General features: G+C 68.0%; 21 protein-coding genes. 11 read left to right on the forward strand and 10 right to left on the reverse strand.

Annotated elements, in window-relative coordinates; all coding sequences use genetic code 11:
- Positions 1 to 2 precede the first annotated feature (2 nt).
- From M9945_RS04630 to M9945_RS04655, 6 genes are all read right to left on the reverse strand, one after another.
- Entirely contained in the window at positions 3 to 1,280 is a 1,278-nt protein-coding gene (locus M9945_RS04630; protein ID WP_367943599.1) for an NAD(P)/FAD-dependent oxidoreductase, read from the reverse strand.
- A gap of 150 nt (positions 1,281 to 1,430) precedes the next feature.
- A complete protein-coding gene (locus tag M9945_RS04635) occupies positions 1,431 to 2,867 on the reverse strand; it encodes a glutamine synthetase family protein (RefSeq protein WP_367944762.1) in 1,437 nt (478 codons plus the stop codon).
- A 77-nt stretch (positions 2,868 to 2,944) separates the two neighbouring features.
- Entirely contained in the window at positions 2,945 to 3,337 is a 393-nt protein-coding gene (locus M9945_RS04640; protein WP_367943600.1) for a GFA family protein, read from the reverse strand.
- Positions 3,338 to 3,445: 108 nt separating this feature from the next.
- Positions 3,446 to 4,225, reverse strand: a complete 780-nt coding sequence (locus M9945_RS04645) for a Bax inhibitor-1/YccA family protein (protein WP_367929280.1) — start codon at positions 4,223 to 4,225, stop codon at positions 3,446 to 3,448.
- Positions 4,226 to 4,443: 218 nt separating this feature from the next.
- Complete coding sequence (locus M9945_RS04650) at positions 4,444 to 7,020, reverse strand: ABC transporter permease (RefSeq protein ID WP_367943601.1); 2,577 nt, start codon at positions 7,018 to 7,020, stop codon at positions 4,444 to 4,446.
- 15 nt (positions 7,021 to 7,035) lie between these two features.
- Positions 7,036 to 7,734, reverse strand: a complete 699-nt coding sequence (locus M9945_RS04655; protein WP_367943602.1) for an ABC transporter ATP-binding protein — start codon at positions 7,732 to 7,734, stop codon at positions 7,036 to 7,038.
- Between the two features lie 112 nt (positions 7,735 to 7,846).
- Between M9945_RS04655 and M9945_RS04660 the strand changes: the two genes are divergently transcribed.
- The 3 genes from M9945_RS04660 to M9945_RS04670 all read left to right on the forward strand — a co-directional run bounded on the left by M9945_RS04660 (position 7,847) and on the right by M9945_RS04670 (position 9,422).
- Positions 7,847 to 8,455, forward strand: coding sequence for an arylesterase (locus M9945_RS04660; protein ID WP_367943603.1), 609 nt, complete (start codon positions 7,847 to 7,849; stop codon positions 8,453 to 8,455).
- 83 nt (positions 8,456 to 8,538) lie between these two features.
- The gene (gene thpR, locus M9945_RS04665) at positions 8,539 to 9,129 is read left to right on the forward strand and encodes an RNA 2',3'-cyclic phosphodiesterase (RefSeq protein WP_367943604.1); all 591 of its coding nucleotides are present in this window, start codon (positions 8,539 to 8,541) and stop codon (positions 9,127 to 9,129) included.
- On the forward strand, positions 9,126 to 9,422 hold the full coding sequence (locus M9945_RS04670) for a 4a-hydroxytetrahydrobiopterin dehydratase (protein ID WP_367943605.1): 297 nt from the start codon (positions 9,126 to 9,128) through the stop codon (positions 9,420 to 9,422). The genes thpR and M9945_RS04670 overlap by 4 nt, the downstream gene beginning before the upstream one ends.
- A 2-nt stretch (positions 9,423 to 9,424) precedes the next feature.
- Here M9945_RS04670 and M9945_RS04675 read toward each other — a convergent pair whose 3' ends face one another.
- Complete coding sequence (locus M9945_RS04675) at positions 9,425 to 10,615, reverse strand: alpha/beta fold hydrolase (protein WP_367943606.1); 1,191 nt, start codon at positions 10,613 to 10,615, stop codon at positions 9,425 to 9,427.
- A 152-nt stretch (positions 10,616 to 10,767) separates the two neighbouring features.
- On the opposite strand from M9945_RS04675, the gene M9945_RS04680 reads away from it, so the two are divergent.
- The 5 genes from M9945_RS04680 (at position 10,768) to M9945_RS04700 (ending at position 14,041) form a co-directional block, all read left to right on the forward strand.
- Positions 10,768 to 10,950: a hypothetical protein gene (locus M9945_RS04680; RefSeq protein WP_367943607.1), complete on the forward strand. Its 183-nt coding sequence runs from the start codon at positions 10,768 to 10,770 to the stop codon at positions 10,948 to 10,950.
- A gap of 100 nt (positions 10,951 to 11,050) precedes the next feature.
- Positions 11,051 to 11,425: a YkvA family protein gene (locus M9945_RS04685; RefSeq protein ID WP_367943608.1), complete on the forward strand. Its 375-nt coding sequence runs from the start codon at positions 11,051 to 11,053 to the stop codon at positions 11,423 to 11,425.
- A gap of 288 nt (positions 11,426 to 11,713) precedes the next feature.
- Positions 11,714 to 12,217, forward strand: coding sequence for an invasion associated locus B family protein (locus M9945_RS04690; protein WP_367943609.1), 504 nt, complete (start codon positions 11,714 to 11,716; stop codon positions 12,215 to 12,217).
- Between the two features lie 118 nt (positions 12,218 to 12,335).
- Positions 12,336 to 13,583 (forward strand): 23S rRNA (adenine(2503)-C(2))-methyltransferase RlmN, encoded by a 1,248-nt coding sequence (gene rlmN, locus M9945_RS04695; RefSeq protein ID WP_367943610.1) that lies wholly within the window; start codon positions 12,336 to 12,338, stop codon positions 13,581 to 13,583.
- Positions 13,580 to 14,041 carry a hypothetical protein gene (locus M9945_RS04700; RefSeq protein ID WP_367943611.1) on the forward strand — a complete coding sequence of 154 codons (462 nt, stop codon included), beginning with the start codon at positions 13,580 to 13,582 and terminating at the stop codon, positions 14,039 to 14,041. The genes rlmN and M9945_RS04700 overlap by 4 nt, the downstream gene beginning before the upstream one ends.
- A gap of 61 nt (positions 14,042 to 14,102) precedes the next feature.
- On the opposite strand, the gene M9945_RS04705 is transcribed toward M9945_RS04700, so the two are convergent.
- Positions 14,103 to 14,753, reverse strand: coding sequence for a LysE family translocator (locus M9945_RS04705; RefSeq protein WP_367929268.1), 651 nt, complete (start codon positions 14,751 to 14,753; stop codon positions 14,103 to 14,105).
- Between the two features lie 136 nt (positions 14,754 to 14,889).
- Positions 14,890 to 15,822, reverse strand: a complete 933-nt coding sequence (locus M9945_RS04710; RefSeq protein ID WP_367943612.1) for a hypothetical protein — start codon at positions 15,820 to 15,822, stop codon at positions 14,890 to 14,892.
- Between the two features lie 200 nt (positions 15,823 to 16,022).
- On the opposite strand from M9945_RS04710, the gene M9945_RS04715 reads away from it, so the two are divergent.
- Positions 16,023 to 17,246 (forward strand): argininosuccinate synthase, encoded by a 1,224-nt coding sequence (locus M9945_RS04715; RefSeq protein ID WP_367943613.1) that lies wholly within the window; start codon positions 16,023 to 16,025, stop codon positions 17,244 to 17,246.
- 150 nt (positions 17,247 to 17,396) lie between these two features.
- Here the strand turns inward: M9945_RS04715 and M9945_RS04720 are convergent, their stop codons facing one another.
- The gene (locus M9945_RS04720) at positions 17,397 to 18,188 is read right to left on the reverse strand and encodes a lytic transglycosylase domain-containing protein (protein WP_367943614.1); all 792 of its coding nucleotides are present in this window, start codon (positions 18,186 to 18,188) and stop codon (positions 17,397 to 17,399) included.
- A gap of 257 nt (positions 18,189 to 18,445) precedes the next feature.
- Between M9945_RS04720 and M9945_RS04725 the strand changes: the two genes are divergently transcribed.
- Both M9945_RS04725 and ffh read left to right on the forward strand, forming a co-directional pair.
- Positions 18,446 to 18,991 (forward strand): DUF1236 domain-containing protein, encoded by a 546-nt coding sequence (locus tag M9945_RS04725; protein WP_367943615.1) that lies wholly within the window; start codon positions 18,446 to 18,448, stop codon positions 18,989 to 18,991.
- 442 nt (positions 18,992 to 19,433) lie between these two features.
- Positions 19,434 to 21,008: a signal recognition particle protein gene (gene ffh, locus M9945_RS04730; RefSeq protein ID WP_367943616.1), complete on the forward strand. Its 1,575-nt coding sequence runs from the start codon at positions 19,434 to 19,436 to the stop codon at positions 21,006 to 21,008.
- Positions 21,009 to 21,014: the final 6 nt, after the last annotated feature.

Below are 21,014 nucleotides of genomic sequence, written 5' to 3' on the forward strand. Positions count from 1 at the left end.
GCTCAGAACCTGTCGCGCAGCGCGTACCAGTTGAGCGCGAGGAACAGCAGCGGCGCGCGAAAACGCCGGCCGCCGGGGAAGGGCGGCACCTTCAGCTCCTCGAACAGCTTCAGCCTGTCGCGGTTGCCGGCGACCGTCTCGGCATAGAGCCGGCCGACGAAGTTCGACAGCATGACGCCGTGGCCGGAATAACCGCCGGCCGAGATGACGTTCGGCATCACCTCGCGCACGAAAGGCGTGCGCGGCAGCGTGATGCCGACATAGCCGCCCCAGGCATGGGTGATCTCGACGTCCTTCAGGGCCGGATAGATCTCGGTGATCTGCCGGCGGATGTGGATGTTGATGTCCCGCGGGTCGCCCGGCGCATAGATCTCGCGGCCGCCGAACAGCAGCCGCCCTTCGCGGTCGCGGCGGAAATAGCGCACGACGAAGCGCGAATCGTCGACCGATTCCAGCCCCGGCAGCACGGGGCTGTCCGTCCCCAGCGGCGGCGTCGCGCCGATGAACGAGCCGATCGGCATCACATGCGCGGCGCTGATGGGCTCCAAGTCGCCGCCATAGGCGTTGACGGCGATGAGCGCCTTGTCGGCATGAATCGTGCCGCGCGGCGTCGTCACCGTGACCTTGCCGTTCGCAGACGAGATGCCGGTCGCCTTGGTGGACTCGAAAAGCCGCGCCCCGGCCGCCGCCGCGACGCGGGCGGTGCCGACAACCAGCTTCAGCGGGTTGACGTGGCCGGTGCCGGTGTCGCGCACGCCGCCGAAGAATCGCGTCGAGCCGACGCGCTCCGCCGTCTCCTGCGCGTCCATGAACGCGATGTGGGGATAGCCGTAGCGCGTGGCCATGATCTCGGCATGGGCGCGATAGTCCTTCACGTAGCGCGCCTTGTGCGCGACCGACATGTGGCCGGGCATGTACTCGATGTCGATGCCGTGCTCCCCGGCGAAGCCGAGAAGGTGCGCCTTGGCGTCTTCGGCCAGGTCGAACAGCGCCCTGGCGCGGGCGAAGCCGAGCCCGGCCTCCATGTCCTCCGGCCAAGCGCGCTGGCCGGTGTTCAACTGGCCGCCATTGCGCCCCGACGCGCCGTCGCCGAAGCGGTGCGCCTCGATCAGCACAACGTCGACGCCGGCCCGCGCCAGATGCGCCGCCGCCGACAGCCCCGTGAACCCGCCGCCGATGACGACGACGTCGGCTTGGGCCTCGCCGTCGAGCGCCGGATAGTGCGGTCGCTCGCCAAGCGACGCCTCGTACCAGGATAAGCCGGGGGAGATGGGGTTCATGAGCGAATAGCGAATAGTTGGTAGCGAATAGGGAACAGCGAATAGCGAATAGTGAGTAGTGAGTAGTGAGTAGTGAGTAGTGAAGGACGCGGATAGCGAGGTGAAATTGCTTTTTCCCTATTCGCTATTCCCTACTCGCTATTCGCTCTCCTACACATTGAGAAGCAGATACTCCCGCTCCCACGGACTGATCACCTCCATGAAGGTCTCGAACTCGGCCTTCTTGATGGCGGCGTAGGTGGAGGCGAAGGAGGTGCCGAGCAGCTCGCACAGCGACTCGTCGCTCTCGAACAGCTCGACCGCCTCCAGCAGGCCGCGCGGCAGGTCGATGTCGTCCTCGTTGGCCGTGGTGCCGACCGGCGCGTCCGGCTCGATCGCGTTCGTCATGCCGATCAGCCCGCAGGCGAGCGAGGCGGCGAGCGCCAGATACGGGTTGGCGTCCGAGGAGGGGATACGGTTCTCCACCCGCCGCGCCGCCGGGTCCGAGCGCGGCACCCTGAAAGCGGTGGTGCGGTTGTCGTAACCCCATTTGGTGTTGACCGGGGCCGACGCCGCCTGCGTCAGCCGCCGGTAGGAATTGACGTAGGGCGCGAACATGACGAGCGCGTTGGGGATGTGGCGCTGCATGCCGCCGATGAAATGGCGGAAGGCCGGCGTCTCGCCGCCCTCGGCGTCGGTGAAGACGTTCTTGCCGGTCTTCCTGTCGAGGATCGACTGGTGGATGTGCATGGCCGAGCCGGGCTGGCCCTGGATGGGCTTGGCCATGAAGGTGGCGTAGGTGTCGTGCTTCAGCGCCGCCTCGCGGATGGTGCGCTTGAACATGAACACCTGATCGGCGAGCTCGACCGGATCGCCGTGGCGCAGATTGATCTCGAGCTGGCCCGCGCCCTCCTCGTGGATCAGCGTGTCGATCTCCAGTCCCTGCGCCTCGGAGAAATGGTAGATGTCGTCGATCAGCTCGTCGAACTCGTTGATGCCGGCGATGGAATAGCCCTGCCCGCCGCCGATGGCGCGCCCCGAGCGGCCGACCGGCGGGGTCAGCGGATAGTCGGGGTCGGGGTTCTTGTTGACGAGGTAGAACTCGATCTCCGGCGCGACCACGGGTCTGAGGCCGCGTTTGGCATAGGCATCCATGACGCGGCGCAGCACGTTGCGCGGCGTGAACTCGACCGTGCGGCCGTCTTGATGGACGAGATCGCAGATCACCTGCGCCGTCGGGTCGCTTTCCCACGGCACGATGGAGAGCGTCGACAGGTCCGGCTCCAGCTTGAGGTCGCCGTCGTCCTCCGGGTAGACGAAGCCGTGGCCGTCCTCCGGGTAGTCGCCGGAGATGGTGGCCATGAACACCGCCGAGGGTAGCGCCAGCGAGGTGTCGGAGGTGAACTTCTTCGACGGCATCATCTTGCCGCGCGCCACGCCCGCCTGGTCGGGCGTGATGCATTCGATGTCCTCGATGCCGCGCCATTCGAGCCAGGCGCCCGCCTCTTTCCAGTTCTTCACGCCGCGGAATTTCTTGACGAATTCGGGCACGCGCGCACGCGTTCCGCGGCCGTTAGCGCGGATTTCCTTCTTCTGCACGGGAGGCATCAATCACCGGAAAGATCGTTCAGGATGGTCGAGTATAGCCGCCTCCCCCGGACGTTGGGAAGGGCCGGCCGCGCGGCCTATTCCTCGAAGCGGTTGGCGTCGTCGCGGTCGTGCTCGTACCGTCTTTTGAGCGGGAAGGGCGGCAGCCAGGATTCGCGGCGGACGGTCCACAGCTCGTAGGTCGGCGTCAACTGATCGGGGGCGTCGAGGGAGCCGAGATTCACCTCGACCTCGTCGCCGCTGCGCCCGAAGATGGAGGAGCCGCAGCGCGGGCAGAAGTGCCGCCCGGCATAGTCGCGCGTCTCGCCGGAGATCGTCACCGCGTCCTGCGGGAATATCGCCGAAGCGTGGAAAAGAGCGCCGTGATGCTTGCGGCAGTCGAGGCAGTGGCAAAGGCCGACCCGGTAGGGTCGTCCCGACGCCACGATCCGCACGTCGCCGCACAGGCATCCGCCGGTGAATCGCTCCATGCCCGTGTCTCCTTCGACGCCTTGCGGCCACCGATACGAAAAAGGGGCGGTCTCGCGACCGCCCCTTGTCTTGCCGTTCATCCGGCCCGCGCGGGCCGCGCCTGTCCGTTACTCGCGGTTGCCGAGGAACTGGAGCAGGAACATGAACATGTTGATGAAGTCGAGATAGAGGCGCAGCGCGCCCATGATCGCCTTGCGGCCGGCGACCAGCGCGCCGTCGCCCTCATAGTACATTTCCTTGATCTGCTGGGTGTCGTAGGCGGTCAGGCCCGCGAACACCAGCACGCCGATCGCCGAGATGGCGAACTGCAGCGCCGACGACTGCATGAAGATGTTGACCAGCATCGCCAGGATGAGGCCCCACACGCCCATGATCAGGAACGAGCCCATGCCCGACAGGTCGCGCTTGGTGGTGTAGCCGAACAGCGACAGCGCCAGGAACGCGGTGGCGGTGATGAAGAACGTCTGGACGATCGAGCCGCTGGTGTAGACCAGGAAGATCGACGACAGCGAGATGCCCATCACGGCGGCGAAGGCCCAGAACGTGGTCTGCGCGGCCGAAAGGCTCATCTTCTCGACGCGGAACGACAGGAAGAACACCATCGCCAGCGGCGCGAGCATCACGACCCAGCGCAGCGGCGAGCCGTAGAGCGCGGCGCCGAGCGAGGTCAGCATCTTGCCGTTGCCGAGCGTGGCGACGGCGGCGGAGGGGTCGTTGGTGGTGGCGAGCATCACCGTGCCGAGCGCGGCGAAGCCGGTGATCGCAAGACCGAGCGCCATCAGGTTGTAGACCTTGATCATGTAGGCGCGCAGGCCCTCATCGATCGCGGCGTCGGCATGCACGCCGGCGGGCGCGACGCGAGCCTGATAGTTGCGAAGGTCAGCCATGGAAAATCCTCTTATCTGCTCATGTCCCGTCGGGTGTCAGGCATGCGCACCTTGCGCAGACCCAGGCGCCGCTGGCGGGACTCCAGCATGCCTATCGGCAAATATGATGGTTCTTGTGCCCCGCGACAAGGGCCGTTGCAGGTTGAAATGCACTGTGATGGTGCCGCCGCCATCACTTTTTCTTCAAGGACGTTCTTAAAGACCGCCCCGTTTGCCGCTCAAAGATTGCGCAGCACCGGTGCCGCCTTGTGGCCGAGAACCCGCCATGTGCCGACGAGGCCGAAGCCGACGGTCAGCACCAGCGCCAGCAGCAGCGTCGACAGCGCCACCTCCGGCAGGAAGCTCGAGGGCAGGGTCATGATGCGCGCCACCACGAACCACGCCGCGATGCCGCCGGCGATGAGCGCGAAGATCGCCGTCGCCAGCCCGATCAGCGCGTATTCGAGCGAGAACGCCTTGATCAGCGTGCGCCGCGTCGCGCCGAGCGTCTTCAGCACCACCGCGTCGTGGATTCGGGCGCGGTTTCCGGCGGCGAGCGCCCCAGACAGCACCAGCACCGAGGCGACGAGCGCGATGGCCGCCGCCGCCCGGATGGCGACGGCGAGCTGGGCGACGATGCCGTTGATGATGTCGAGCGCGTCCTTGACGCGCACGCTGGTCACCGAGGGGAAGGCGCGGGTGATGGCGTTGAGCACCTGGGCCTCCTCGGCCGGCGTCGCCCCGGGGTCGGACAGCGTCGCCAGCCACGAATGCGGCGCGCCGGCGAAGGTGTTGGGCGAGAACACCATGACGAAATTGATGGCGAGCGATTCCCACTGCACCTCGCGGAAGCTGGATATCCGCGCGGTGATGTTGCGGCCGAGCACGTTGACCGTCACCGTGTCGCCGAGCTTCAGGCCGAGCTCGCGCCCTTCCTGCGCCGCGAAGGAGACGAGCGGCTCGCCGTCATAGCCGTCCGGCCACCATTCCCCCTGCGACAGGGTCGAGTTCTCCGGCACGTTGCGGGCATAGGTGATGCCGCGGTCGCCGCGCAGCACCCATGCGCCTTCGGGCGGCACGTCGAGCTCGCGCACGTCGGTGCCGTTCAGCGCCATGACGCGGCCGCGCAGCATCGGCACGCGCACCAGCTTGCCGTCCGGCGCCTCGGCCTCGACCAGATCGGCGAAGGCGTCGACCTCGCCGCTCTGGATGTCGACGAAGAAGAAGTTCGGCGCGTGCGCCGGCAGGCTGCCGGCGATCTGTCGCCTGAGGTTGCCGTCGATCAGCGCCAGCGTGACGACGAGGGTGAGGCCGAGCCCGAGCGACAGCACGACCGAGGGCGTCAGCGCCCCGGGGCGGTGGATGTTGCCGATGGCGAGGCGAAGCGCCGCCCCGCGCATGCGCGGGGCCCTGCGCGCCAGCCATTGCACGAGGACGCCGACGAGCCGCAGCACCACGAAGGCGGCGACCGCGGCGGTGACGAAGATCACCGCGATGCGCCGGTCGCCGGCGGTGAAGACGGCAAGCGCCGCGAGCACGGCGGCGATGGCCAGCACGGCGACGACATAGACCGGGCGCGGCAGGCCGCGCTGGTCGAAGCCCATCTCGCGGAAGAGGGCGGTCGCCGGCACGTCGCGCGCCCGGCCCAGCGGCAGCAGCGCGAAGGCGAGCGTGACGAGGATGCCGAACAGGGCGGCGAAGCCGAGCGCACCCCAATGGACGCCGCCCTCCATCGGCACCGGGAACACGGCGGCGAGGAACCCGGCCGCCACCGGCGGCATCAGCGCGGCGAGGACGAGGCCGATGGCGATGCCGATCCCCGCCACCATCAGGATCTGCACCAGATAGACGAGGAACACGAACCGGCCCGACGCGCCGAGGCTCTTGAAGGTGGCGATGACGCCGCGCTTGGCTTCCAGATAGGCGCGCACGGCGTTGGCGACGCCGACCCCGCCGACGACCAGCGCGGTCAGCCCGACCAGCGTCAGGAATTGCGAGAAGCGCTCGACATTCGACGACAGCGAGGGTGCTGCCCCGGTGCGGCCGCGCACGCTCCAGCCGGCCTCGGGGAACTCGGCGGTCGCCCTTTCGCGGACGGCCTGGATGTCGGCCTCGCTGGTGCCTGCCGGCATGCGGATCTTGTAGGCGTGCTCGACGAGGCTGCCGGGCTGGATCAGGCCGGATGCCTCCAGCGCATCGAGCGAGATCAGGAGGCGCGGCGCGAGGCCGAACCCGTCCGAGATCGCGTCCGGCTCGCTGACGATCCTGGCGCGCAGCTCGTAGTCGGCGTCGCCGAGGCGGATCGTGTCGCCGATCTCGAGGCCGAGCCGCGAGAACAGCATATCGGCCGCCGCCGCGCCGTGGATGCCGCCGCGCGCGGCGAAGATGTCGGCGAGCGGCAGGTTCGGTTCCGTGACGAGCTCGCCATAGAGCGGATAGAGCCCGTCGACGGCTTTCGCCTCGACCAGCGTCTGGTCCGAGCCGTCCGGCAGCCGCGCCATCGAGCGCAGATTGGCGCTGTGGGCCACCTCGCCAAGCTCATGCAGGAACGCCATTTCCCGCTGGTCGGCCTCGCGGTGGACGAGCTGGAAGCGCATGTCGCCGCCGAGGAGGTCCCGCCCCTGCGTCTCGATGCCGGTCGAGATGGCGCGGGCGAGCGAGTTGACCCCGCCGATGGCGGCGACGCCGAGCGCGATGCAGGCGATGAAGATCAGGAAGCCGGAGAGCCCGCCGCGCATCTCGCGCGCCGAGAAGCGGAAGGCGAGCCGCAAGGTGCGGCCGAAGCCGGCGGCGCCGGTGGCTGTCGCGCTGGTCATGGATCCCCCCTCCGCTCAGGCGCTGGCCGCGGCGAGCGCCGGCGGCTGCTCGATGCGGCCGGAGCGCATGGCGACCTGCCGCGTGCAGCGCGCGGCGAGCGCCGGATCGTGGGTGACGAGGACCAGCGTCATGCCGCGCTCCGCCGCCTTGGCGAACAGCATGTCGGCGATCTGCCGCCCCGTCGCCTGGTCGAGATTGCCGGTCGGCTCGTCGGCGATCAGCAGGGCTGGCTCGGGCGCAAGGGCACGGGCGATGGCGACGCGCTGCTGCTCGCCGCCGGAAAGCTCGCCCGGATAGTGCGTCAGCCGCTCGCCGAGGCCGACGGCTTCAAGCTCGCGCTGCGCCACCCCGAAAGGGTCGGCATGGCCGGCCAGCTCCAGCGGCACGGCGACGTTCTCCAGCGCCGTCATGTTGGGGATCAGGTGGAACGACTGGAAGACGATGCCGACGTTCCTGCCGCGAAAGGCGGCGACGTCGTCCTCGGAGCGGCCGTCGATGCGCGTGCCGGCGATCCAGACCTCGCCCTCGTCCACCCGCTCCAGCCCGGCCAGCACCATCAGGAGCGTCGACTTGCCCGAGCCGGACGGGCCGACGATGCCCGTCGCCTCACCGCGCGCCACCTCGAGGCTCACCCCCTTCAGAACATGCACCGAGGACGCTCCCTCGCCCAGTGTCAGGGAAACGTCCTTCATCCGGATTGCGGCTTCTGTCACGGGCGGTTCTTCCTATATGTGTTCGAGGGCGTCGGTGGGATATGGGTTGGATATGGTCGCTTTCAAACGCTTTTGTCAGCTTTTTTCGGGTGCGGCGCTTTGCCTTGCCGCCATGACGGCATGGGCCGCGGCCGAGCCGGTGAAGATCGTCGGATTCGGCGACAGCCTGATGGCCGGATACCAGCTTGCCCCCGGCGAGTCCTTCCCCGAGAAGCTCGAAGCGGCGCTTAAGGCGCGCCGTCACGATGTTTTGATCGCCAATGCCGGGGTCTCGGGCGACACGTCGAGCGGCGGGCTTTCGCGCCTCGACTGGTCGGTGCCGGACGAAACCGAGCTGGTGATCCTCGAGCTCGGCGCCAACGACATGCTGCGCGGCATCCGCCCGGACGTGACCGAGAAGAACCTCGTCGCGATGATCGAGCGGCTGAACGAGCGCGGCATCGGCATCGTGCTGGCGGGCATGCTGGCCGCGCCCAATCTCGGCGCCGGCTATGCCGAGGCGTTCGACCCGATCTATCCGCGCCTCGCCGAGACCTACGGCCTGCCGTTCTATCCGTTCTTCCTCGACGGCGTCGCCGCCGAGCGCGGCCTCTTGCTCGAGGACGGCATGCACCCGAACGCCGAGGGCGTCGACAGGATGGTCGAGGGCTTTCTGCCCGTCATCGAGCCGGTGATCGAGAAGGTTCTTTCCGCCCGCGCCGGCGCGCCGAACGACGGGTGAGGGCGGGTCGAGGAAAACAACTTGCCCCGGCGGGCGAAGAATGGTCCGCTGGACCCGAGCAGTCGATTCGAGGAGGCACCCCCATGCCGCGACTTTTCACCGCCCTCGAAATTCCGCGCGATGCCGCCCTTTCGCTCTCGCTCCTGCGCGGCGGTCTTCCCGGAGCGCGCTGGATCGATGTCGAGAACTATCATCTGACCCTGCGCTTCATCGGCGACGTGGAGGGCCATGTCGCCGACGAGATCGCCAACGCGCTCGACCGGGTGCGCCGGCCGTCCTTCACGCTCACGCTCTCGGGCGTCGGCGCGTTCGGCTCGAAGAAGCCGCATTCGATCTATGCCGGCGTCGCGCCGTCGCCCGACCTCGTCGCCTTGCAGGCCGAGATCGAGCGCATCTGCCAGCGGCTCGGCCTGCCGGCCGAAACGCGCAAGTTCGTGCCGCATGTCACGCTGGCGCGGCTGCGCAACGCCTCCGACGGCGATGTCGCGCTCTATCTCTCCGGCCGCGGCAACTTCTCGACCCTGCCGTTCCGCGTCGGCCGCTTCGTGCTGATGTCGTCGCGCGAATCGGTCGGGGGCGGGCCTTACGTCGTCGAGGAGGCGTGGCCGCTCCTTTCCGCCGATGCGCGGGAGGAGGAACCACACGCCCTGCCACAGAGGATGCTGCGGCCATGAAACCGGAGCGCCTTGACGCCGAAGCGGCGAAGGCCGCGCTTGCCGCTCTCGACGGCTGGGCGCTGGAGGAGGGCGGCGGCGCGATCCTCAAGAGCTTCGTCTTCGCCGATTTCTCCGCCGCCTTCGGCTTCATGGCCCGCGCCGCGCTCGCCGCCGAGAAGCTCGACCATCATCCCGAATGGTCGAACGTCTACAACCGCGTCGAGGTGCGGCTGACCACCCATTCGGCGCGCGGGCTGACCGCGCTCGACCTCGACCTCGCGCGGACGATGGATCGCCTCGCCGGCGGGTAAGATCACACCGGCGCTGCCCCGCCGAGGATGAAGCGCTCGATCTCGCCGAACAGCACCGGCCAGGCCTTCTCCTGCGGCAGCACCACATGGTTGCGGCCTTCGAGCAGCAGGAACTCGGCGTCCGGTATCCGCGCGGCGAGCGCGCGGCCCTCTTCCAGCGGCTGCACGCCGTCGTCGCGGGCGTGGATCACCAGCGTCGGCGTCGCGATCTCCCCGATGCGCCCGCTCACGTCGAAACGGTCGATGGCGGCGCGCAGCGCGGCCGCGTTCTCCGGCGAGGTCGTCAGACGCTGGAGATCGACCAGCGAGTCGATCTGCTCGCGGCTGCCTTCGGGGATGAACATCGTGGCGAAGGCGTCGATGAACGGGCTGCCGGGCCGCCCCCAGCCGTGGCGGATCAGCGTCAGGATCGCCTCGCCCTCGACCCGCTCGCGCTCGGAGAGGCGCAGCAGCCGGCCCTTCTCGAAGCCGCCATGCAGGACGAGGTGGCTGACCCGGTCGGGATGGCGATGGGCGTAGGCGACGGCGATCGGCGCGCCCTGCGACGTGCCGTAGAGCGCGAAGCGGCCGAGCCCGGCGGCATCGACCACCGCCTCCAGATCCTCGACGAAGCGGTCGAGCGAGAGATCGGCGATGTCCCAGTCTGAAAGGCCATTGCCGCGCTGGTCGTAGCGCACCAGCCGGAAGCGCCGTTCGAGCCGCTCGAGCAGCGGCCGCCAGATCGGGCTCTGCCGATCGTGCTCCAGATGGGTCAGCCAGTGGCCGGCCTTGACCAGCGGGTAGCCCGTTCCGCCCGTGGCGTAGGCGATGCGCGTGCCGTCGGCGGAGCGGCACAGTGCCACCCGCTGGCGCCCGCCGCTGGCCGGCGGGTGGGCGGCCGCTTCGGTCTCCTCGACCGCGCCGACGAAACGGAAGCCGCGCCGCCGGATCGTCCTGATCCATCTTTGCGCCGTGCCGTCGTCGCCGATCGCGGCGCGCGCCGCGCTGATGCGGGCGCTGGTCGCTGAATCGGAGACGATGCGGCCGTTCCACACCGCTTGGATCAGCTCATCGACGGAAATCACCCGTTCGCGCTCGCGCAGCAGGAAGACGAGAAGGTCGAACACCTGCGGCTCGACGAGGCACGGCCGCCCCGCGCTCGTGAGCTCGCGGGTTTCCGGCACCAGCGCATAGTCGCCGAAAAGATAGCGCATCGCCCTTTCTACCACGGCACCGGGGACGCCGGAACGCGGTTGCGGGCCCGGAGGGCAAAAGACAGGAAGAAGGCAGGCAAACGGCAAGGTGGCGCTCAAGCGGCAGCGCGGGGCCGGCGCTAGGGTCCGCTCTCGAAGCAGGGAGAGCCGCCATGACCGCAGCTGAGGACACCCCGATCCGCCGCCGCGCCGACGGGTCGATCGACGCCGGGTTCTATCTCGCCCGCGGCAGGACCTGCCGGGCCGTCGCCGTCACCGGGCGGACGGCGAAGCTCCTGCGGAGTCTGGCGCGGCTGGTCGCGATCCCGCGGCGGAAACCGGACGCGGCGCGCTGACGAAACCCCCTATCTTGCAATCGGGCATCCGCCCGCCCATCTTTTTGCCATGGAGCCCATCTTTTCCGTGGAGCCCATCTTTTCCGTGGAGCGCAGCGCGATGAACCACAGCAAGATCGACGATGTCCTGAAGCCGGCCGGCCAGCGCGAGGACGCACGCCGCGAGGCGGACGTGCGCGCGCGGTTCTGGCGTACGATGAGGCGCGCCGCGCGGCAGGTGCCGTTCATCGAGGACGTCGTCGCCGGCTACTACACCGCGCTCGACCGGCGGACGCCGCTCAGGGCGCGCGGCACGCTGCTCGCGGCGCTGGCCTATTTCGTCATGCCGGCCGACATGATCCCCGATTTCATCGTCGGCCTCGGCTTCACGGACGACGTCGCCGTGCTGACGGCGGCGCTCGCCGCGATCCGCGGCAACATCAGGCCCGCCCATCGCGAGATGGCCCGCGAGGCGCTGGAAGACGCCGAGCTTTAGGACGACAATCCCTTGCATGGAGCCCCGCGCCGCCGCTTCTGGCGGCGCTTGCGCTTTTCAGGTCAAACTCTCGCCGCTTTTGCCCTTTTCATGACGGGGGAAGGGATGTGGCTGCCATCGCACGGGCATGTAAGGACACGGGCGAGGGCAGGGGTTGCGAAGCGGCGGGGTCTTTCTTCGGTGAGGTTCACCCTTTCGTAACCCTGATTAATTCAAAATGAAGCGAATGGGATCCGGATGTCCGTCCCTCACCCGAACACGACCACGCACAGGGATAACGCTAAGACGATGCGCGGAATCATATCGACCATCTCCTGCCTCGCGCTGCTCGCGGCCGCCACGCCGGTTCTCGCCCAGGGGGCGACGAAAATCGGCCAGCATAACGCCTGGGGCACCTATTCGTATCAGGCCAACAACGGCAAGGTCTGCTATGTGCTGACCATCCCGACCGACAAGCAGCCGGCGAGCCTCAACCATGGCGACATCTTCTTCTTCGTCAGCCAGAAGCCGGGCCAGAACGTCTCCTACGAGCCGCAGTTCATCGCCTCCTACGACTTCCAGTCGAATTCGAAGGTCCAGGTGACGGTGGGCGACCGTTCGTTCTCGATGTTCACCCGCGGCAAGTCGGCCTGGATGGAGAACGCCGCCGAGGAGCCGCAGCTCATCGCTGCCATGCGCGCCGGCTCCGACATGAAGGTGCAGGCCACTTCCGGCCGCGGCAACCCGACCAACTACACCTTCTCGCTGCGCGGCATCACCGCGGCGCTGAACTCGATCCAGACCTGCCAGTAGGGCAGGGCGGGCCGAAAACAACGAATCGCGACGGGGCCGTGACGGAGCGGCCCCGTTCTGCTATCAGCGCGGCCTGACACTGGCGCGCGGCCGCGGCCGCCACTATCTTTGCCCGACCATGACGCTTTCGCTCGACCTGACCTCGCCTTCGACTCGCCCCGCCCCCAATGCCTCGGGTTTGGCAGCTTCCGCGCGCGCGGCCGAAAAGCCGTCGCTGATCGGCATGAGCCGCGAGGAGATGGCCGAGGCGCTTGGCGCGGCCGGCGTGCCGGAGCGCCAGCGCCGGATGCGTGTCCAGCAGCTCTGGCACTGGCTCTATGTGCGCGGCGTCAGCGACTTCTCGCAGATGTTCAACATCTCGAAGGATCTGCGCGCCGCGCTCGACTGCCATTTCACCATCGCCCGGCCGGAAGTGGTCGAGGAGCAGATCTCGCAGGACGGCACCCGCAAATGGCTGTTCCGCTTTCCGCCGCGCGGCGCCGGCCGCCCGGTCGAGATCGAGACCGTCTACATCCCCGAGGAAGGGCGCGGCACGCTGTGCATCTCCAGCCAGGTCGGCTGCACGCTCACCTGCTCGTTCTGCCACACCGGCACCCAGAAGCTGGTGCGCAACCTGACGGCCGAGGAGATCCTCGCCCAGCTGCTGACCGCGCGCGACCGTCTCGGCGATTTCCCGGATACGGACACGCCCGACGGCGCCATTGTCCCGGCCGAGGGGCGCAAGGTGTCGAACATCGTCATGATGGGCATGGGCGAGCCGCTCTACAATTTCGAGAACGTCAAGAAGGCGCTGCTCATCGCCTCCGACGGCGACGGGCTGTCCCTGTCGAAGCGCCGCATCACGCTCTCGACCTCCGGCGTGACTCCCGAGATCGCCCGCACCGGCGAGGAGATCGGCGTCATGCTGGCGATCTCGCTGCATGCCGTGCGCGACGACCTGCGCGACATGCTGGTGCCGATCAACAAAAAGTATCCGCTGAAGGCGCTGATGGATGCCTGCCGGCGCTATCCGGGCCTCTCCAACGCGCGGCGCATCACCTTCGAGTATGTGATGCTCAAGGACGTCAATGACAGCCTCGACGACGCCAAGGAGCTGGTGCGGCTGCTCCGGGGCATTCCGGCCAAGATCAACCTGATCCCGTTCAACCCCTGGCCGGGCACCAACTACCAGTGCTCGGACTGGGAGACGATCGAGAAGTTCGCCGACTACATCAACAATGCCGGCTACGCCTCGCCGATCCGCACCCCGCGCGGCCGCGACATCCTCGCCGCCTGCGGCCAGTTGAAGTCGGAATCGGAACGCATGCGCAAGACCGACCGGCTGGCGCTGGAAGCGATGATGATCGCCGGGCACGGCGAGGCGTGAGCGGCCAGCGCATCGCCACCATCCTTATCGTCGGCTTCGGTTATCTGGTCGCCGTCTGCGCCGCGGTCGTCGTCACCGTCGCGCTGATCTTCTCGCCCTCCGCCCTGCCGGATGACGGCGCGAACGGCTCGCTTTTCCCTCTTCTGGGCGATCTGCCCTTCATCCTGGCGGTCGGCTTCTTCTGGACGGTCTCCTGCGCCCTGCCGGGATTCATCGTCGCGATCCTGCTGGGAGAGAGCGAGCGATGGGAGCATTGGTGGGCCTATGCCGTCGCCGGCCTCGCCAACGCCGTGCCGTCGCTGGCGATCTTCGGCCTCTTCGTCGGTTCGCCCTTCGAGATGCCGTCGATGGTGATGGCGTCGTTTCCCGGCGGCTTCGCCGGCGGCGCGGCCTACTGGCTTTCGGCCGGCCGGCTGGTGGCGCGCCGGCGCGCGGTCGCTTCCACGGACGTCGCCTGACCCGGCTCCCTGTTTTGACGCAATTCCAGGAAAAGCGCTTCACACTTTTCCTGGAATTGCTCTATTTCGCCGATGCGGTCAGGATCCGGAAGGCGAAGGCCGAGAACACGCCGGCGAACAGGTAGTCGGTCAGGCGCATCAGGCGCGGGGCGCGCTTCAGCATCGACGAGAACGAATCCGCCGCCAGCACCATCGGCACCGTCACCGGCAACGACAGCGGGATGAAGAGCAGGCCGAGGAACAGCAGCTTCTGCGGCGCGTAGGGGTCACTCGCGGTGACGAACTGCGGCAGGAAGGTCATGAAGAACAGCACGATCTTCGGGTTGAGCAGGTTGATCATCAGCCCGAGCGCCCAGTTGCGGAAGAACGGGCGCTGCTTTTCCGGCCTCGCCTCCGGCGAGAAGGCCGAGCCGTGGCGGATCGCCTGGAAGGCGAGGAAGATCAGGTAGCCGGCGCCGGCCACCTTGAGCACGAAGAACGCCTGCGGCGAGGCGACGATCAGCGCCGAAAGGCCGAGCGAGACCAAGAGCGTGTGGATCATGATGCCAGTCATCGCGCCGGTCATGCAGGCAAGGCCCGCGGCCCTGCCCTGGCTCAGCGCCCGCCCGACGAACAGCGTCATGTCGGGGCCGGGAGTGATGGCGATGACGAACACCGCCACCGCGAACTGGAGGATGACGGAGAAGTCGGGCACGAAGTTCGCGAGTGTCATGACGATGCCGCCGTGGGTGGGAACCGAGGTTCTATACTCCATCGCCGGTGCGCGCGCGAGGGGGAGGGCGGCATGGCCGCCTCGTTTCAATCAAGGGCGGCGCAGCCTTTCGCCAGCCGGATCGCCTGCGCGCCCTCTATTCCTGCGCGGCGGTCTCCTCGCCGGCTTCCGCCTCCGGCTCCTCCGGCAGCTCGCCCTTGAGCGCGTAGGCGTTGCCGTCCCAGCGCCAGACGAGGCCGGGGCCCTGCGCGCGCGCCGGCAGGGTCACGATGTCGGGCCAGCCGTCCGTCACCGCCTTCGGGTCGGTGTGGAGATGGACGTTCTCGGTGTCGTAGACGGCGCGCCAGTTGTCGCCGTCGGGCGCGAAGCCGGTGATGTTGCAGCCCGATGCGCCGTAATACCACGACGAGCCGCACAGCCGGGTGAACAGCACCCGCCGGCCGCCGTCGAACTCGGCCATGGCCGCGACGAGCGTCGGCTCGGAGGCGGTCGAGAGCCGGAAGCCGGCGATGTCGTCCTTCCTGAGCTCCCGCGCCAGCGCCATGTAGGAGGAGAAGGGCGTGAACGTCACCGGCGTATAGGCCGACATGTCGCGCAGCGAGCAGCGCTCCTGCGCCGCCGTGATGGCGATGCGCGAGCCGCGCAGGGCGAAGGCGGCGTCGCCGACCGCCTCGTCGAGTGCGCCGGCGAAGTCGAGCCGCATGCGGATGCCGTCCTTCAGCGGTTCGATGGCCGCGCGCGGCAGCGCCAGCGTCAGCCCGCCGTCGGCGGCGGCAGCCACCTCCACCTCGAAGGCGCGCCTGTCGACCTCGATGACGGCGCCGCCCGCGGCCGGACGGGTTCCCTCGGAGAGCGCGAGGTCGAGCCGCCAGCGCTGGGCCTCGCAGGAGAGCGTCGCCCCCGTCACCTTCGTCTCGCCCTGCGCGGCGGGCAGGCTCGCCCGCGCCTCGGTCTCGTGCGCCGCCCATCGGTCGGCGCCCTGCGCGGCGGCCTGCGGGGTTGCGAACGGGAGGAGGGCTGCAAGGGCCGCTGAGAGCCGCAGCACGTTTCTGCCGGAAGGTGTCGCCAAGCGTCGTCCCCTTGGACATGTCGGTTCTGAATCGGTGCAGCGATCCTACCGCCCGCAAGCGGATCGGCAAGGCCGGCCGGCTTCACAAACCGGCGAGCGCGTTGCGCGCGGGCACACTCCCTTGTCCGGCGCGGCATTCCTGCTAAAAGGGCCGCCGATCCTTATGGGCCGCGCATGGCCCGGCAAGAAGCGGGGAAACCATGGCCAAGTGGAAAGACGTCAAGAAGGTGGTGCTTGCCTATTCGGGCGGGCTCGACACCTCGATCATCCTGAAGTGGCTCCAGACCGAGCTCGGCGCGGAGGTGGTGACCTTCACCGCCGATCTCGGCCAGGGCGGCGAGCTCGAGCCGGCGCGCCAGAAGGCCGAGATGCTCGGCATCAAGGAAATCTACATCGAGGACGTGCGCGAGGAGTTCGTCCGCGACTTCGTCTTCCCGATGTTCCGCGCCAACGCGCAATATGAGGGCATCTACCTGCTCGGCACCTCGATCGCCCGGCCGCTGATCTCCAAGCGCCTCGTCGAGATCGCCGCCGAGACCGGGGCCGACGCCGTCGCCCACGGCGCCACCGGCAAGGGCAACGACCAGGTCCGCTTCGAATTGTCGGCCTATGCGCTCAACCCCGATATCAAGGTGATCGCGCCGTGGCGCGACTGGGAGTTCAAGTCGCGCACCGACCTGCTCGACTTCGCCGAGAAGCACCAGATTCCCGTCGCCAAGGACAAGAAGGGCGAGGCCCCGTTCTCGGTCGACGCCAACCTCCTGCACTCGTCCTCCGAGGGCAAGGTGCTGGAGGATCCGTGGCAGGAGCCGCCGGAATATGTCCACATGCGCACCATCTCGCCGATGGAGGCGCCCGACGAGCCGACCGAGATCACGGTTCGCTTCAGGAAGGGCGACGCGGTCGCCATCGACGGCAAGGAGATGTCCCCGGCGACGCTGCTCGCCGCGCTCAACGATCTCGGCCGCGACAACGGCATCGGCCGCATCGATCTCGTCGAGAACCGCTTCGTCGGCATGAAATCGCGCGGGGTATATGAAACCCCCGGCGGCACGATCCTGCTCGCCGCGCACCGCGCCATCGAATCGATCACGCTCGACCGCGGCGCCGCGCATTTGAAGGACGAGCTGATGCCGCGCTATGCCGAGCTGATCTACAACGGCTTCTGGTTCTCGCCCGAGCGCGAGATGCTCCAGGCGCTGATCGACAAGAGCCAGGAGGAGGTCGAGGGCGAGGTGCGGCTGAAGCTCTACAAGGGCAACGTCATCGTCACCGGCCGCCGCTCGCCGAAGTCGCTCTATTCCGACGCGCTCGTCACCTTCGAGGACGACCGCGGCGCCTACGACCAGAAGGACGCCGAAGGCTTCATCCGCCTCAATGCGCTCAGGCTGCGCACGCTGGCCTCGCGCAAGCGCAACGCCTGATACAGCTTTCTTCTCCCCGTGAACGGGGAGAAGATGCCGGCAGGCAGATGAGGGGCAGCGCAAGCCTTTGCGAGGTGAGCGCCGCCCCTCATCCGGCCCTTCGGGCCACCTTCTCCCCGTGAACGGGGAGAAGGAATGCGGTCGTCGCGCCTACTTGTCGATCGCCTCTGCCATGATGGCGATGGCCTGCTGGTAAACCTTGGCCGCGTTCCAGCCGGCGATGGCGCCCATGTTGCCGCGGTAGCCCGCGCCCGGCTTCCAGCCGTGGCCGCGCAGGAAATTGGCGGTGGAGGCCAGCGCGATTTCGCGGTTGCGCAGGTCGCGGTTGCCGACGCCGTAGCGGATGACGTTCCCGGGCAGGAACTGGGTGTGCCCGATCTCGCCATGCATCGCGCCGACCGAGTTCGCCGACAGCGCGCCGCTGTCGATCAGCTTCAGCGCGGCGAGCGCATGCGGCCGGAAGAAGTCCGGGCGGCGGCAGTCATAGGCGAGCGTGACGATGGCCGAGACCGTGTTCTGCTTGCCCATATAGGAGCCGAACCCGGTTTCCATGCCCCATATGGCGAGGAGCACGCCCGCCGGCACGCCGTACTGGCGCTCGATCCTGTCGAACAGCGCCGCGTTCGACTTCTTTAGCGATCGGCCCTTGGAGATGATGGTCGACGCGCCGCGGCGCTGCATGAAGCTCTCCACCGAGCCGCTGAACGCCTTCTTGACGCCGCGGTCGGCCTTGATGGTCGCCGTGGCGTAGCGCGCGCCGGCAAGCGCCGAAAGTCCGCCCCGCTTGACGCCTGCGGCCTTCGCCTCCTCAGTGAAAGCGGCCTTCCAGGCCTCGAAGCCGCCGCCGTCATTGCCGCATTTCGCGGCGTGGGCCGCACCGCCCGAAGCAACGAGCGCCGCTAGCGCCACCGCGAGAAACCCGCCCCTGAAACCTGCTGCCATTCCTGTCTCCTCGTTCGCCCGAGTCGTTCCGCCGGCGAAATTGTGCCAAGAGCGGGCGCGCTTGTCATCCGCCTGACGAAAGGTTGATCCGATTTCGTCGCTTCACGGATAGCCCGTTTGCCTTGCCGTTGCGTTACCGCCATACCCCTTCGGCGACGAAAATGTCGATCTCGTGATCGCCGCCCATGCCGCTTGCCGGAACATTTTCCGCTCATTGCCCGTTCGGATGCCTGACGAAACCGTTCGGGAGAAGACCGATGACGATGAAGCTCGTAATGACGGCCGCGGCCTGCGCCATGCTGGCGGTGCCGGGAGCGACTCTCGCCCAGCAGGCGGTGATCGCCAATGCCGATCTCAACGTGCGCACCGGTCCCGGCGACGATTATCCGATCGTCGACAGGATAGCCCTGGACAGCGAGCTGCTGCTGCTCGGCTGCATGGAGGCCAGCGAATGGTGCCAGGTCAGCTACGGCGACCGCGAGGGCTGGGTGTCGTCCGATTATCTCCTCGCCGCGGCCGAGGAGGCGGACATACCGGTGGTGATCTACGAAGGCCCCGCCAACGGCACGATGGTGGGCAGCATATCCGGCGATTACGCGCCGACCCCGCAGGTGCGGGCCTATATCGAGGACAACCGCTACGAGCCGGTCTATCTGGAAGGCGAGTTCGGGGTCGGGACGAGCCTGCCCGAGACCGTCGAGGTCTACAAGATCCCCGATTACGAGTACCGCTACGTCTACATCAACGACCGGCCGGTGCTGGTCGAGCCGCAGACCCGGCGCATCGTCTACATCGTCCGCTAGGGCAATTCCAGGAAAAGTGTGAAGCACTTTTCCGTCCGGAATTGCAGAAAGAGTTGCGTTTCCCGCGCGACGATGGAGAGCTGCCGGCCCGCGCGGCCGGCAGCCGTCGTGCTTGACTCCGGGCGTTTTTTCCTGTCTAGAGCGGGCCGAGAATTCAGCGACGAGTGTCAACTCCGAGCCGCCGACCGGGGCGCGTCTTAACGATGAAGACGACGATCCCGGAGGTCAACACCCGGCAGCGCGATGCGCCCCCGGGTGCTTTTCGGTTTTGGGGTTTTGCATCCGGGCGCTGAGCCATTACCTCTCTGACGGGTCCAATGCGTCAGGGAACGGGAAAAGCGGATGTTTGAATCACTTCAGGAGCGTCCAAGAGGCGTGGAGGGCCGCAGGCCCGATAGGGACATGAAAAAAACCGAGGCGTGCTCGCGCCGCGGAGGCAAGCATGTTTGAGTCGCTTCAGGAACGCCTCGGCTCCATCCTCAATGGCCTGACCGGCCGCGGCGCGCTGTCGGAGGCCGATGTCTCGGCGGCGCTGCGCGAGGTGCGGCGCGCGTTGATCGAGGCCGACGTCGCGCTCGAGGTCGTCCGCTCCTTCGTCGACAAGGTGCGCGAGAAGGCCGTCGGCGCCGAGGTGCTGAAGTCGATCAAGCCCGGCCAGATGGTGGTCAAGATCGTCCATGACGAGCTCGTCGCCATGCTCGGCGCCGAGGGCGAGACCATCGACCTCAACGCGCCGGCCCCGGTCGTCGTCATGATGGTCGGCCTCCAGGGCTCGGGCAAGACCACCACCTCCGCCAAGATCGCCAAGCGGCTGACCGAGCGCCAGGGCAAGAAGGTCCTGATGGCCTCGCTCGACACGCGCCGGCCCGCCGCGCAGGAGCAGTTGCGCCAGCTCGGCGAGCAGACCGGCGTCGCCACGCTGCCCATCGTCGCCGGCCAGACGCCCGTCGAGATCGCGCGCCGCGCCGTGCAGGCCGGCAAGCTCGGCGGCCATGACGTCGTCATCCTCGACACCGCCGGCCGCACCCATATCGACGAGCCGCTGATGGCCGAGATGGCCGAGATCAAGGCCGCCTCGAATCCGCACGAGATCCTGCTCGTCGCCGATTCGCTGACCGGCCAGGACGCGGTCAACCTCGCGCGCAACTTCAACGAGCGCGTCGGCGTCACCGGCCTCGTGCTGACCCGCATGGACGGCGACGGGCGCGGCGGCGCGGCCCTTTCCATGCGCGCCGTCACCGGCCGGCCGGTCAAGCTGATCGGCACCGGCGAGAAGATGGACGCGCTGGAGGAGTTCCATCCCAAGCGCATCGCCGACCGCATCCTCGGCATGGGCGACATCGTCTCGCTCGTCGAGAAGGCCGCCGAAACCCTCGACGCGGAAAAGGCCGCGGCGATGGCGAAGAAGATGCAGTCGGGCAAGTTCGACCTGAACGACCTCGCCGACCAGCTTCGCCAGATGCAGAAGATGGGCGGCATGGGCGGCATCATGGGAATGATGCCCGGCATGGGCAAGATGAAGGACCAGCTCGCCGCCGCCGGCCTCGACGACAAGATGTTCGGCCGCCAGATCGCCATCATCCAGTCGATGACCAGGGCCGAGCGCGCCAATCCCGATCTTCTGAAGCATTCGCGCAAGAAGCGCATCGCCGCCGGCTCGGGCACCGACGCGGCGCAGATCAACAAGCTGCTCAAGATGCATCGCCAGATGGCCGACATGATGAAGGCCATGGGCGGCAAGGGCAAGGGCGGCGGCATGATGCGCGCGGCCATGGGCGGGCTGGCGTCGAAGATGGGCCTCGGCGGTGGGGGCATGGGCGGCATGCCCGATCTGTCGCGGATGGACCCCAGGCAGCTCGAGGCGCTGAGGAAGCAGGCCGAGGCCGCCGGCTTGGGCGGCGGCATGCCGCAGATGCCGAAGGGGCTTCCCGGTGGCATGCCGGGGCTGGGCGGCTTGCCTGGCATGCCCGGCGCACCGAAGCTGCCGGGCCTGCCCGGTTTCCCGAAGAAGAAGTGAGGGAGC

Source organism: Aquamicrobium sp. (assembly GCF_023954335.1).
In the GTDB taxonomy this organism is placed as follows: domain Bacteria; phylum Pseudomonadota; class Alphaproteobacteria; order Rhizobiales; family Rhizobiaceae; genus Aerobium.